The following is a 12,511-nucleotide window of genomic DNA, read 5'->3' as shown; positions in this document are numbered from 1 at the left end:
CCTTCAGATCGCCGGTCACCGCGTACTTCGCCGCCGCGATCTCCCGGCGCCACAGGTCGCCGCCCTCGGTGTGGTGGCCCTTGACCTTCGCCGGGAGCGCGCCCAGGGTGCTGCCGTAGAAGTAGTCGCCGTTGTCGGCGTACAGGTCGTGGTCGTCGACGGTCGGGGCGTCCGTGTAGGTCTGGTGACGCCGGACGAGCGTCGCGTCGCCGTGTGCCCCCTTGGCGGTCCTCAGGTAGCTGACCAGGCGCAGAAGCGGGCCGGGTCGGACTTCACGGGCGGGGCCGACGACGCCGGAGTCGTCGGCGCCGGCCCGGCCACGGTGCCGGCCGGTGCCGGAACCCCGCTGCCGCTGACGGCCACCGCGACCGCGACGACGGCGGCTACGGCGAATCCGCCGCCCGCGGTCGCGCGCCACGCCGTCCGGCGGTGCCGCAGCGGCAGCGACTGAAGCGCCCGGACCAGGTCGGCGCGGTTGACCACGCCGTCGGACAGGTCCGGAGCGGCGATGTCGGCCACATCGGCGGCGGCCTCCGGGGTCGCATGCCGCTGTCGCCGCCAATGACGGCGCGACTCGTTGATCAGAATGCGGCGAACGTAGGCGGACGGGTTGTCGGCCCGCCGCACCTTGCGCCAGTGGCTGTAGGCCTTGGCCAGGGTCTCCTGGACGAGGTCGTCGGCCAGGTGCCAGTCCCCGCACAGCAGGAAGGCCGTCCGGTGCAGCGGCGTGGCCATCCCGTGGACGAAAGCCCGGAATTCCTGCTCCGCGCCGCTCGCCGTCCCGCTCGGTCGGTGCCTCATTACGGTCGTCACACCCAGGAAGACCTCCGCCGGGCCCCGGACGTTGTCAACGAGCTTCAATTCTTTTCCGGGCTCACCTGGACCGGCCCGGCGCGCGCCACCCCTTCGGCCCGCCGAACCAGGCCGGGCAGTGGGCGCACCTCGACCTCGGCGCGCACCACGATCTCCAAGTCGGTGACCCGGCATGCGGTCATGCGGCCCTGGTTGGCGACGACGAAGCGGGCGGCCCGGGCGCACGCGTCCGGTTCGCCGTAGACGGCCCGCGCCGCGCCGGCCAGGGCGCCCAGATCGGCCGCGTTCTGGGCCCGGTGACGGGCGACCCGGGTGTTGCCGATCGCCGCGCCGGCCGAACCCGCCGCCACCATCAGCAGGCCGATCGCCAGGAGCAGGATCGACGCTGCCCCGCGGTCGTCGGCCGCCGCGCGCATCCACCTCACGGGACGACCTCGGCCGGCTCGCGGGCGGCCACGGCCGTGCCCTCGACCGTGATCGCCGGGAGGTGGGCGCCGAGCAGACGGACCGGGGCCCGCACCCGGGCTGTGACCGCGTCACCCTCGACCTCGATCCGGACCGAGGCGCCGGGCGGAACGAACCGGGCGGGAGCCGGGGCGCCCCGGGCGGTGGCCAGCGCCGCCTCGCGGGCCGCGTCGGCGCACTGGCCCTTCACAGTGGCCGCGGAGACGGCGGTCAGGCCCGCGAACAGCAGGAGCATGAGCGCCGGCAGCCCGGCCGCGAGCTCGGCGGTGAAGGAGCCCCGGTCGCGGCCGGGCAGCCGGCGCCGGGTCACTTCAGGGCCCGGTCGATCACCGCGGTGAGCGCCGAGAGCACGTTGGTGCCGGTGACGACCTTGAGCAGGACGCCGGCGAACGCGACGGCGGCCAGGGTCCCGACGGCGTACTCGGCGGTGCTCATTCCGGCGTCGGCGGCCTCGGTCCGCAGACGCGCGAAGTTCGCGATGAGGTTGTGCACGTGGTTCTCCTTCGGCTGGTGGGGGAATCCGGCTCCCGCATCGGGCGGGAGTCTTGCGGCGGGTCGGATCGCCGGGGTCAGAGGACGTCGCCGAGGACGGCGACGAGCACCGGCACGAGGCCGGCGAGCAGGAACGCGGGCAGGAAGCACAGCCCGAGCGGGAGGACGATCAGGACACCCGCGCGCTGGGCGGCCGCCTCGACGGCCACCGCCCGGTCGGCGCGCAGGTCGTCGGCCAGGCGGCCGAGCGCACCGGCCAGCGCACCGCCGCTCGTGCTGGAGCGGACGGCGGCCGCGATCAGGCGGTCGGCGCCGCGCACCTCCGCGAGATGCGCCCACCCCTCGGCCGGGCCGGCGCCCAGTCGCAGCGACCGGGCGGTGCGCCGCATCCGCTCGCCGAGTGGGCCGCCCAGCGCGTCGGCGACCGCCTCGGCCGCCCGTTCGACCGGGGCGCCGGCCCGGAGAGCGGCCGCGAGCAGGTCGCAGCCGAGCGGCAGGTCGGCCGCCGCGGCGCGGCGCTCCGCCTTGACCCGGGCCGGTTGCCGACGGCGCAGGAAGCGTTCGGCCGCGACGCCCGCGACCACTCCGAACAGCAGCCTCCACCCGGTGCCGACCAGCCCGGCCACGCCCAGCCCGACGACCGCGGAGATGAGAATCCGGGTCCGGCGGCCGTCCGAGTTCGGCGAGGGTCGTCGGAACACCGCGACGAGACGTTTGCGGACCCGGCCTCGGACAACGAAGGGAACGACCGCGACGACGGCCACGATCACCAGGGCGATCACGGCGCACCGTCCGGGTCGAACCGCAGTTCCTCCTCCTCGACCGGGCAGAGCCAGATCGCGTCGGGGCGGTCACGGTCGTGCAGGGCGACCAGCGCGGCGGTGCAGCACGGGTCAAGCGGCACGGGCGACGGGCCTTTGGTGGCCAGCGCCCTGATCAGAAGGCAGCGGTCGTTCATCGGGCCAGCCGTTCCGCCCACAGCAGGCCGGCGCCCTGCAGGAGCACGGCGACGACCGCGCAGGCCGCGCCGATCGGAGTGTGGAGCAGCACGCGCACGGGGTCGGCGCCGATCGCCACGCCCAAGCCGATGCCGCCGATCGGAAGCGCGGCCAGGAGCATGGCCGTGGCCTGCGCACCGGCCGCCTGAGCAGCCGCCGAGGCGGCCGCCCGATCGGTCGCGCGGGCGTCCGCCTCGACCCGTTCGACCAGGTCGGCCGCGGGAGCGCCGGTCCGCTCGGCGAGCCGCCAGACCGCCGTGACGCGACCGCCGCCCGGCGCCGTGGTCACCAGGCCGGCGCGCAGATCGGCGGCGAGGGCGGCCAGGTCGTCGAGCGCGGCCGACCGTGCGGCAGCGGATCGGCGCCGGGCCGAACGCCGGAGCAGGGCACGGCCGCCGAGCGCGGTGTAGACGGCACCGACGACCGCCGCCACCGGGCCGCCGAGCAGCAGCCCCAGGCCGGCGACCAGGGCGATCGACCCGGCGACGGCCCGGCGTGGGTCCTGGGCGGCCAGCGTGCGCAGCAGGGCGGCGCGATCGCGGGGCCGGCGAACGGTCAGGACGGTCAGCCGGGTCGGCCACAGAACGACCACCGCACCGGCCACGAGAAGCGCCGCGGTCACGACGGCCTCCGCAGAACGGCGGGGACGGTCACGCCCCGCTCGGCCAGCCACTGGGCCAGCGCCCCCGCACCCGGGCCGGCCCCACGCCCGCGCCGCCAGGCCGGCACCACGGTCGCCAGACGCTGCTCGCCGGACGGAAGCAGCACACTCACCGAGTCGAGGGCACGGCCCTGATCCGTACGCCGTACCTGCAGAACCACCTGCAGCGCCGCCACCACCTGGGCGTGCAACGCCGCCCGCGGAAGCCCGCCGAGCAGCCCGAGCGCCTCCAGCCGGGCCGGCACGTCGGCCGGCGCGTTGGCGTGCAGCGTGCCCGCGCCGCCGTCGTGCCCGGTGTTGAGGGCACCCAGCAGGTCGACGATCTCGGCCCCACGGCACTCCCCGATCACCAGCCGGTCGGGCCGCATCCGCAGGGCCTGCCGCACCAGATCGGCGAGGCCGACCGCGCCCGCACCCTCCACATTGGAGGTGCGTGCCTGCAGGCCGACGACGTGCGGGTGCACCGGCCGCAGTTCGGACGCGTCCTCGACCAGCACGATGCGCTCGGTCGGCGGCACCAGGCCGAGCAGCGTCGACAACAGCGTCGTCTTGCCGCTGCCGGTGCCGCCGGTCACCAGGTAGGCCAGCCGGGCGGCCACGATCGCCGACAGCACCGGCGCCACGGTCGGCGCGACCGTGCCGAGCCCGACCAGGTCGTCGAGGCCGAACGGCCGCTGCCGGAACGTGCGCAACGACAGGTAGGGCCCGTCGGTCGCCACCGGCGGCAACACCGCGTGCAGCCGGGTGCCGTCGGGGAGGCGGGCGTCGGCGTAGGGCTGCCCGTCGTCGAGCCGCCGCCCGCACGCCGCGGCCAGGCGCTGGGCCAGCCGGCGCACCTCGTCCGGCCCGTGGAACACGATCGCCGTCCGCTGCAGCCCGGCCCCTCGGTCGACCCACACCTGCACCCCGTTGACCAGCACGTCGGTCACCGACGGATCGGCGAGCAGCGGCGCCAGCGGACCCGCCCCGACCAGTTGGTCACGCACCCGGTCGGCGAGCCGCAGCACCGCGGTGTCGCCGAGCAGCCCGGACCCTGTCTCGCGCCGCACCGCGGTCACCACCGCGGCCGGCGTCGCCTCCACCCCGTCGACCGCGAACTGCCGGCGCACCCGGTCGGTCACCTCGGCGTGCCTCATGCCGCCACCAGCTCGTTCACCAGGTTGCGGCAGAGCTCGGCGAGCGGGCCCTTGCCGTCGGCGGCCGGCGGCTCGCCCCGCTCGAGCGCCTGGCACATCCCCGGCTCGGGTCGCAGCGACCCGGCCAGGGGCAGCCCGAGCGCCTGGGCCACGTCACGTGGGCGCAGCTTCCCGGGCGCCGGGCCGCGTACGACCAGCGCGACGTCCTCGCAGTGCAGCCGCACCGCCCGCGCCACCCGGACGGCCGCCGCGGTCGCCCGCAGCTCGGCCGGCACGATCAGCACGGTCCGGTCGGCCGCCTGCAGGGCCAGCGCCGCCGCGTCGTCGAGGTGCCGGGGCAGGTCGGCGACGATCAGGTCACGGCCGCGCCGGCCCGCGTCGAGCGTGGCGGCCATCGCCTCGCTGGGCACGGCCGGCAGCTGCTCGCGGTCGAACGAGAGCAGCACCAGATCACCCCGATGCGGCAGCGCCTCCAGCAACGCCGGCGGGTCGACCCGGCCCTCCGCGTCGGCCAGCGCGGGCCAGCGCACGCCGTCGACGTTTTCCCAGCCGAACAGCAGGTCGAGCCCGCCGCCCAGCGGATCGCCGTCGACCAGCAGGGTGCGGTGGCCGGCCTTGGCCGCGGTCATCGCGAGGCCGCCGGCCAGAATGCTCGCGCCGGCTCCCCCACGACCGCCGATCACGGCCAGGACCCGGCCCCGAGGGCCCTGGTCGGGAGGCTCGCTGAACCGGTCGACCAGCCAGGCCTCGCCCTCGAGCAGACCGAGGACGTGGACGGTGCCGAGAAGCTGGGCCAGCGCCCAGGTCTCGTCGGAAATCGGCTCCCGGCCGACGATGATCAGCTGAGATCTTCGTGGCAGGCGGGCCCGCAGGCACGGTTCCAGTTGGTCGACGCCGATCACGACCAGCGGGGCGGCGCCGTAACGCGGGCGGGCACCGGCCGGGTCGGGAGCGACCTCCACTTCGGATCCGCCGGCCGCGGCCAGGCGGAGGAGGTCGTCGAGCAGGTCGGTGTCGGCGGTCACGACGAGAGGCAGGCGGGGCTGGGGCATCGGGGATCTCCCACGCGGTCGGCGGATCGGGCGCCCACCATCGCCTGGCCCGGACCCCCGTCGCCATCGCCAGTCCGCCGCCTGTGGACAACCCACCAGGCTGTGGATAACGACCACTCCAGCGGCTGATCTGGTATCCCGCCCTGCGTGCATAGAGCGAGTGGAGGCAGCCGGCGTTGGGTATGTTGAAGCCGACACGGACCGATGGAGAAGGCATGGAGAGTTCGATCCTGAGCGCGCTCGCCGACGACCGCACGGCCACCGTGACCGTGCACGGCGAGATCGACTTCTCCAACGCCGACGAGCTCGCGCAGCGCCTGCGCGCCGCCGTCGCCGACTGGTCGCCGACCACGGTCCGAGTCGATCTTGCTCAGGCGTCCTTTATCGACTCGACCGGGCTCGGCGCGCTCATCGAGGGCTACCAGGCGGCCGGCGCGGCCGACATTCGATTTATAGTCGTGAATCCGACAGATGTCTTCCGCCGCGTGCTCACCGTGACCGGGCTGGCGGAATTCTTCGGGCTCGCGGAGAGCGACCCCGCCGCAGAAACAGAAGAAATGCCTGCTCAAGCCACCGGCGCATAGGGAACGACCCCCGTCGGGGGAGACGGGGGTCGTCCTTGGATTCGGCTCCGGGGGGGTCGAGCCGAATCAACTCGGTGATCGCGGGGGGCGCAACCACCGAGGGCCTGTGGGCAACGAACAGCGACTACTACAACATGAATCACCGTCGCAACAGAGACAAGCATGCCTCACCGAGGCCGCGCACGTCGAGTACCGATTGTGGTCGGCCTGCGATAGTGCTGCCCGTCTGACCGAATTCACGGTCCGTTACCTCAGCGATTCCACGGCGCGCCGAGGACGGCGGCGGCCGACAACTTACCGCTACACTTTCGGCCCGTGGGCGTCAGCGCCGCGTTTTTCGACCTCGACAAGACCGTCATCGCCAAGTCCAGCGCGCTGGCCTTCGGACGGCCCTTCTATCGTGACGGCCTCATCAGTCGCCGTGATGTCGTCAAATCCGCCTATGCACAGCTGATGTTCCGGCTGGGCGGCGGCTCCGACGAACAGGCGATGGCCCGCACCCGCGACTATTTGGCCGCGCTTTGCAAAGGCTGGAAGGTCGAACAGGTCCAGCAGATCGTCGCCGAAACACTCAACGAGCTCATCAACCCTTATGTCTATGCCGAGGCGGCGAGCCTCATCGCCGAGCACCAGGCGGCCGGCCGCGACGTCGTGCTGGTCTCGGCATCGGGCGACGAAATGGTGCGCCCGATCGGCGCCCTGCTCGGCATCACCGACATCATCGCCACCCGCATGAGCATCGTCGACGGCAAATACAGCGGCGAGGTCGATTTCTACGCCGCCGGCCCGAGCAAAGCGGCGGGCGTGCGTGCGTTGGCTGCCGAACGCGGCTATGACCTGGCCGATTGCTACGCCTATTCCGACTCGACCAGCGACCTGCCCCTGCTCGAGGTGGTCGGCCACCCGAGCGCGGTCAATCCCGACCGCGCCCTGCGCCGCACCGCGGTCGAAAACGGGTGGCCCATCCTCGACTTCCGCCACCCGATCCCCCTCGGCAAGCGCCTCCGCGACCGCCCGGCGGTCCCGGTCGCGGCCGCGTTGGGCGTCGGCGTCGGGGTGGCCATCGGCCTCGCTCTCTACGGCCGCCACCGCCGCACCAAGGCCCTCGCCTGACGTTTCCGAAACTTCAGCCCGGCCCGGCGTCACTCCAGGTGATCACGTAGCTCCGGCTGCCTGAAAACCAGAGGTACGGCGTGCCTTGGTCCCGTGGCCCACGGCCCGGCTGAGTGCAACTCAAGCCCCTCGCGCCCGCCCGGGCGGGCGCGACGCACGGTGCTGCCGCACCCCCGAGAAACGACTGCGGGCGTTGTTCGACAAGCTCAGCGAACCCGGTCGTTGTCGACCAACCGGCCTCGATCGGTGGCGGTCGCTCGGGCTGGCGTCATCAGGTCACCTACCTGCCCGGCCCGGCTATGCGCCGCCTCGCATCCCGGCAACGCCCGCCGCTCGCACGCTCCCGCACACGCTGCGCCGGGCCGACTCCGGCGATCAGCCCTGGCCGGAGCCGGAAGTCCAGGTCGGATACGACGGGCAGCCGCCGCCGGACGACGACGCTGCCCGCATCTCCCACCGGATCCAGGGGCTGCTCACCCACGTCCATCCCGCTCCGGAACGTGTGCCCGGCCCGAAGATCAGTCATCGGACGGTGTTGTGACTGGTGTCGGGTTGCGATGGACCCGCCGGGCTACCCGGATGCCGCAAGTTGGTCGCGCTGGCAGCCCCGGGGATGGGCACTCGGCCCGTCGAAGCAAACTTCGCCGCGCTGAACGAGCAAGCAGTCACCGTTTCCGGCACGGCCGCGGCGGACCGGGTTCCGCAGCAGCACGGTCCCGGTTGCGGGCAAGGCCGAGAGAGAAACTTGCCGGAGTCCTGACGTCGATGCCAAGAATCAAGGGCAGACCGGAGCCGGACCCTGCTCGAGCCCGACGACGCCTCGCCACCGCCAGTCACCTCGCAGCCGGTCACCTCGCCGCCAGTCACCTCGCCGCCAGTCACCTCGCCGCCAGTCACCTCGCCGCCAGCCGCCTCGCCGCCAGCCGCCTCGCCACCGCCAGCCGCCTCGCCACCGCCAGCCGCCTCGCCACCGCCAGCCGCCTCGCCACCGCCAGCCGCCTCGCCACCACCAGCCACTACGCCACCACCAGCCACCACGCCACCACCAGCCACCACGAGCCACCACGCCACCACAGCCACCTCGGCGCCTACGCCGGTTTGGCGCCGGTCGACCGCCGTTCCGGCAGCTCTGTCCGCGGCGACACCCGCCCGAGACCCGGCCCTACGAAAACCCGGCCCTACGAAAGCGATCGGCACACCCCACGCGGCACACCCCACCCGGTTTGGGAGGGGTCGAGTTAACCAGCCGGGTCTGACGTTTTCGGACCGCTGTCCACAGGTGCCTGAAACACGCCTTAACCGCAAAGCTTTCGCGGCGGGCCCGCCCGGAAGTTGCGGGCGGAGGGTGGGTTGCAACCAGCCGGGCGTGTGCCACGGGACCTGGGCACGCCGTACGGAAAAAGGTTTTGAGCTCGGGTTTTGGGCCGAAGACCTGGCGATCATGCCTGGTCGGGCGTAGAAAGAGGTGGCGGAGTCAGCACCGCGAAGGCAAGCTCCGGGAGACCGGTTCCGGCGACTCGGGGTTTGTGGTCGGGGCAGGTTCCGTGCGCCGCCATCGGGAACCCACGCGCGATCAGCCACGGCAGGCACGTTGCGGCGGGACCTCGGCTCCGACGGTTGGGGAGTTTCGGCTCCCACGATCCGAGGGCTTGAGGACTGTCGACAACGACCCAGGTGCACGCTTGATAACCCGATCCGGACGGGCTACAGCCGGCGCCCCTAGCGGGACGCCGGCTCTGTCTTATCCGGTCACCGCATCCTTATCCGGTCACTGCGTCCAGATGCAGCGCGCGGAGTTCGCGATAGACCGCGCGGAAGACGCGCGGGCGCCGGTGGAAGTCGACGCCCTGGGCCCACAGCTCGGTGTTGACCATGGAGCCGTCGCGGCGTTCGATGAGGACGGTCAGGCCGCTCTCGATCTCCCACGGGCCCAACCGGTGGGTCGCCTTGTGCAGGTGGACGTGGGCGACTTCCTGCCAGCGCAGCGTGCGCGAGCGCAGCAGGCCGCGGATGAGCACCCCGTCGGCGCCGGCGTAGACGCCCATGCGGAGGATCCGCCAGGCGCCGATCAGCCAGATCGCGGCCAGCACGGCGACCATGATCCAGACGCCGGTGCCGGAGAGGGCGAACTTGCGGGCGGTGCTCCAGCCGAGCAGGGCGAGCGCGGGCGCCTCCCAGGCGATCACCAGCCAGCGGCCGGCTCCGGGCTCATAGGGTCGCGTCCACGTCTCAGGCACGCGGGCCAGTATTCCAGGCGAATGCCGCCGAATAGGGCGATCAAGACTTCCGGCCCATCGAAAATGGATGATCAGACAGTGGCGAGCACCGCGTCGCCTATTCGGTCCAGCTCAGCCGCTCCGGCGGTGATCGCGGCGGCGTAGTGCCGCAGCCAGGAGCGGACGCCGTCGGGGGTTCCGGTGGCGTAGGCGCCGGATGCGCCGAGATATTCGGGTTCGCGGTCGGCGTGACCCACCTCGACCGCGATCAGTCCGCGCGGGTCGAGTCCGCGACCGATCAGGGTGAGCCGGGCCGCCGCGCGGGCCACCAGGCCGCCCGGGCCGGGGAACGGGCGCAGGGTGAGCAGCTCGGCGTGCACGATCGCGGCGAGCAGCAGCGGCGGGGTCTGCTCGTTGCCCGCGACGAGGGCGGTCAGCGCGTCGATGCGGTCGGCCCCGGCGACCAGCCGGCCCAGATCGTCGGCCGGGACCGAGCCGCGGGCGGCGAGCACGTGCAGTTTGGCCAGCACCTGACGGGGCGCGCGCGGCCACAGGTCGACCAGCCCGCCGAGCCCTTCAGCGACTCGCAGGGCGCCTTGGACGACCGGGTCGGTGACCGTTCCCGCCCGCACGTCGTCGAGGTCGTGGACGTGCCCCTCGAGGGCGGCACTGGCGACCGCCGCGCGCAGGCTGGCCTCGGCGGCGACCCGGCCGCCGTGCCGGCGCAGGGCCCGGTGGCGCAGCGCGGCGTCGACCTGTTCGCGGGCCTGTGTCAGGGCGGGCGCGACGTCGGCCAGGTCGAGGAGCGGCGCTAGTGGATCCACCCGGACACGGTATCCGGTAAAGGAGGGAAACATGGGGTGCGCGAAGCGGCTCGGAACTGGCAAGATTCGCGCAGGACCGAGCAAGTGTCGCCGGTCACCGCGCACGGACTAGTGTGCAACGAAAAGACCCCGGTCAGGCAGAGGAGCCGCCCTCATGAGCGAGACATTGGAGAACTTGTCATCGGAGACGCGGCAGTTCCCGCCGCCGGCCGAACTGGCCGCGAACGCCAACGTCAAAGCCGAGGACTACGAGGTCGCCAACGGTGACCGGCTCCCCTATTGGGCCACCCAGGCCGAGCGTCTCACCTGGGCCAAGAAGTGGGAGCAGGTTCTCGACTGGTCCAACCCGCCGTTCGCGAAGTGGTTCATCGGCGGAGAGCTGAACGTCGCCTACAACTGTGTCGACCGCCACGTCGAGGCGGGCCGCGGTGACAAGGTCGCCATCCACTGGGAGGGCGAGCCCGGCGACACCCGCACCATCACCTACTCCGACCTGCTCACGATGGTGAGCCAGGCGGCCAACACGCTGACCGAGCTCGGCGTCACCGCGGGCGACCGAGTCGCGATCTACCTGCCGATGATTCCGGAGGCGGCGGTCGCGATGCTGGCCTGCGCCCGGGTCGGCGCCACCCACAGCGTGGTCTTCGGCGGCTTCTCGGTCGACGCGCTGTCGACCCGCATCCAGGACGCCGACGCCAAGCTGGTCATCACGGCCGACGGCGGCTACCGGCGGGGCAAGCCGTCGGCGCTCAAGCCGACGGTCGACGAGGCGGTCGCCCAGTGCCCGAGCATCGAGCACGTGCTGGTGGTCCGCCGCACGGGCCAGGACGTCGCCTGGACCGAAAAGGACCTGTGGTGGCACGAGACGGTCGAGAAGGCGAACAGCACGCACCAGCCGCAGGCGTTCGACAGCGAGCACCCGCTGTTCATCCTCTACACCTCGGGCACGACCGGTAAGCCGAAGGGCATCCTGCACACCACCGGCGGCTACCTGACCCAGACGTCGTACACGCACAACGCCGTCTTCGACCTCAAGCCGGAGACCGACGTCTACTGGTGCACGGCCGACATCGGCTGGGTGACCGGCCACTCCTACATCGTCTACGGCCCGCTCTCCAACGGCGCCACCCAGGTGATGTACGAAGGCACGCCCGACACTCCCGGCCGTGACCGTTTCTGGCAGCTCGTCGACAAGTACAAGGTGTCGATCCTCTACACCGCACCCACGCTGATCCGCACGATGATGAAGTGGGGCGACGACCTCCCGGCCGGTTACGACCTGTCGTCGCTGCGCGTCCTCGGCAGCGTCGGCGAGCCGATCAACCCCGAGGCCTGGATGTGGTACCGCGAGCACATCGGCCACAACAACACCCCGGTCGTCGACACCTGGTGGCAGACCGAGACCGGCGCCGTGATGATCTCGCCGCTGCCGGGTGTGACCGCCGCCAAGCCCGGCTCGGCGATGACGGCGCTGCCCGGCATCGTGGCCGACGTGGTCGACGACCAGGCCCGGTCGGTGCCGGACGGCGGCGGTGGCTTCCTGGTGCTGCGCGAGCCGTGGCCGTCGATGCTGCGCACGATCTGGGGCGACGACAAGCGGTTCATCGACACCTACTGGTCCCGCTTCGGGGCGGGCGCCGGCTCGGGCGACGAGTGGATCTACTTCGCCGGCGACGGGGCCAAGAAGGACGAGGACGGCTCGCTCTGGCTGCTCGGCCGGGTCGACGACGTCATGCTGATCTCGGGCCACAACATCTCGACCACCGAGGTCGAGTCGGCGCTGGTGTCGCACCCGTCGGTGGCCGAGGCGGCGGTGGTCGGCGCGACCGACGCGACGACCGGACAGGCGATCGTGGCGTTCGTGATCCCGCGCGGCAGCACCGACATCGAGGGCGACGCGGGCGAGAAGCTCAACGTCGACCTGCGTAACCACGTGGCCAAGACGCTCGGGCCGATCGCCAAGCCGCGGCAGATCATGCTGGTGGCGGAGCTGCCGAAGACCCGGTCCGGCAAGATCATGCGGCGCCTGCTCAAGGACGTGGCCGAGAACCGGTCGCTCGGCGACGTGACGACCCTGCAGGACTCGACCGTCATGGAGCTGATCTCGGCCGGAATGCAGTCGGCCAAGTCCGAGGACTGACCGCGTTATCGAAGTAT

The 12,511-nt window shown here is 72.5% G+C and carries 13 protein-coding genes and 1 pseudogene; 3 read left to right on the top strand and 11 right to left on the bottom strand.

Annotated elements, in window-relative coordinates:
• Nucleotides 1–231: 231 nt before the first annotated feature.
• The 9 genes and pseudogenes from AB0M88_RS40155 to ssd all read right to left on the bottom strand — a co-directional run bounded on the left by AB0M88_RS40155 (nucleotide 232) and on the right by ssd (nucleotide 5,617).
• Complete coding sequence (locus AB0M88_RS40155; RefSeq protein ID WP_364111097.1) at nucleotides 232–801, bottom strand: sigma factor; 570 nt, start codon at nucleotides 799–801, stop codon at nucleotides 232–234.
• 56 nt (nucleotides 802–857) lie between these two features.
• Entirely contained in the window at nucleotides 858–1,229 is a 372-nt protein-coding gene (locus tag AB0M88_RS40150) for an Rv3654c family TadE-like protein (protein WP_364111133.1), read from the bottom strand.
• Between the two features lie 5 nt (nucleotides 1,230–1,234).
• Nucleotides 1,235–1,588: a TadE family type IV pilus minor pilin gene (locus AB0M88_RS40145; protein ID WP_364111095.1), complete on the bottom strand. Its 354-nt coding sequence runs from the start codon at nucleotides 1,586–1,588 to the stop codon at nucleotides 1,235–1,237.
• Nucleotides 1,585–1,713 (bottom strand): DUF4244 domain-containing protein, encoded by a 129-nt coding sequence (locus AB0M88_RS40140; RefSeq protein WP_364111131.1) that lies wholly within the window; start codon nucleotides 1,711–1,713, stop codon nucleotides 1,585–1,587. Before AB0M88_RS40140 ends, AB0M88_RS40145 begins: the two co-directional genes overlap by 4 nt.
• Before the next feature lie 134 nt (nucleotides 1,714–1,847).
• Nucleotides 1,848–2,471: a type II secretion system F family protein gene (locus AB0M88_RS40135; RefSeq protein WP_364111129.1), complete on the bottom strand. Its 624-nt coding sequence runs from the start codon at nucleotides 2,469–2,471 to the stop codon at nucleotides 1,848–1,850.
• A 77-nt stretch (nucleotides 2,472–2,548) separates the two neighbouring features.
• On the bottom strand, nucleotides 2,549–2,728 hold the full coding sequence (locus tag AB0M88_RS40130) for a hypothetical protein (RefSeq protein ID WP_364111093.1): 180 nt from the start codon (nucleotides 2,726–2,728) through the stop codon (nucleotides 2,549–2,551).
• Nucleotides 2,725–3,267 (bottom strand): annotated as a pseudogene (locus tag AB0M88_RS40125) (hypothetical protein); the annotation flags it as partial. The pseudogene AB0M88_RS40125 and the gene AB0M88_RS40130, both read right to left, overlap by 4 nt.
• 119 nt (nucleotides 3,268–3,386) lie before the next feature.
• Nucleotides 3,387–4,565: a TadA family conjugal transfer-associated ATPase gene (locus tag AB0M88_RS40120; RefSeq protein ID WP_364111091.1), complete on the bottom strand. Its 1,179-nt coding sequence runs from the start codon at nucleotides 4,563–4,565 to the stop codon at nucleotides 3,387–3,389.
• The gene (gene ssd / locus AB0M88_RS40115) at nucleotides 4,562–5,617 is read right to left on the bottom strand and encodes a septum site-determining protein Ssd (RefSeq protein WP_364111089.1); all 1,056 of its coding nucleotides are present in this window, start codon (nucleotides 5,615–5,617) and stop codon (nucleotides 4,562–4,564) included. Before ssd ends, AB0M88_RS40120 begins: the two co-directional genes overlap by 4 nt.
• A 182-nt stretch (nucleotides 5,618–5,799) precedes the next feature.
• Here ssd and AB0M88_RS40110 point away from each other — a divergent pair, with 182 nt between their 5' ends.
• Both AB0M88_RS40110 and AB0M88_RS40105 read left to right on the top strand, forming a co-directional pair.
• Nucleotides 5,800–6,201, top strand: a complete 402-nt coding sequence (locus AB0M88_RS40110; protein WP_364111127.1) for an STAS domain-containing protein — start codon at nucleotides 5,800–5,802, stop codon at nucleotides 6,199–6,201.
• 315 nt (nucleotides 6,202–6,516) lie between these two features.
• Entirely contained in the window at nucleotides 6,517–7,314 is a 798-nt protein-coding gene (locus tag AB0M88_RS40105) for an HAD-IB family hydrolase (protein WP_364111087.1), read from the top strand.
• Between the two features lie 1,760 nt (nucleotides 7,315–9,074).
• Here the strand turns inward: AB0M88_RS40105 and AB0M88_RS40100 are convergent.
• Both AB0M88_RS40100 and AB0M88_RS40095 read right to left on the bottom strand, forming a co-directional pair.
• Nucleotides 9,075–9,551, bottom strand: coding sequence for a PH domain-containing protein (locus tag AB0M88_RS40100; protein WP_364111085.1), 477 nt, complete (start codon nucleotides 9,549–9,551; stop codon nucleotides 9,075–9,077).
• A 71-nt stretch (nucleotides 9,552–9,622) separates the two neighbouring features.
• Entirely contained in the window at nucleotides 9,623–10,387 is a 765-nt protein-coding gene (locus tag AB0M88_RS40095) for an oxidoreductase (RefSeq protein WP_364111084.1), read from the bottom strand.
• A 121-nt stretch (nucleotides 10,388–10,508) separates the two neighbouring features.
• On the opposite strand from AB0M88_RS40095, the gene acs reads away from it, so the two are divergent.
• Entirely contained in the window at nucleotides 10,509–12,494 is a 1,986-nt protein-coding gene (acs, locus tag AB0M88_RS40090) for an acetate--CoA ligase (protein WP_364111083.1), read from the top strand.
• Nucleotides 12,495–12,511: the final 17 nt, after the last annotated feature.

This window comes from Actinoplanes sp. NPDC051411 (genome assembly GCF_040682075.1).
Taxonomy (GTDB): domain Bacteria; phylum Actinomycetota; class Actinomycetes; order Mycobacteriales; family Micromonosporaceae; genus Actinoplanes.
Note: the sequence above shows the minus strand (reverse complement) of the source record. Positions and strands in the feature narration are given on the sequence as shown.

Bases quoted from the DNA above. Each gene is read 5' to 3' on its own strand.
- AB0M88_RS40155 (WP_364111097.1), bottom strand. From the start codon at position 801: ATGAGGCACCGACCGAGCGGGACGGCGAGCGGCGCGGAGCAGGAATTC.
- AB0M88_RS40150 (WP_364111133.1), bottom strand. From the start codon at position 1,229: ATGCGCGCGGCGGCCGACGACCGCGGGGCAGCGTCGATCCTGCTCCTG.
- AB0M88_RS40140 (WP_364111131.1), bottom strand. From the start codon at position 1,713: ATGAGCACCGCCGAGTACGCCGTCGGGACCCTGGCCGCCGTCGCGTTC.
- AB0M88_RS40130 (WP_364111093.1), bottom strand. From the start codon at position 2,728: ATGAACGACCGCTGCCTTCTGATCAGGGCGCTGGCCACCAAAGGCCCG.
- AB0M88_RS40120 (WP_364111091.1), bottom strand. From the start codon at position 4,565: ATGAGGCACGCCGAGGTGACCGACCGGGTGCGCCGGCAGTTCGCGGTC.
- ssd (WP_364111089.1), bottom strand. From the start codon at position 5,617: ATGCCCCAGCCCCGCCTGCCTCTCGTCGTGACCGCCGACACCGACCTG.
- AB0M88_RS40110 (WP_364111127.1), top strand. From the start codon at position 5,800: ATGTTGAAGCCGACACGGACCGATGGAGAAGGCATGGAGAGTTCGATC.
- AB0M88_RS40095 (WP_364111084.1), bottom strand. From the start codon at position 10,387: ATGTTTCCCTCCTTTACCGGATACCGTGTCCGGGTGGATCCACTAGCG.
- acs (WP_364111083.1), top strand. From the start codon at position 10,509: ATGAGCGAGACATTGGAGAACTTGTCATCGGAGACGCGGCAGTTCCCG.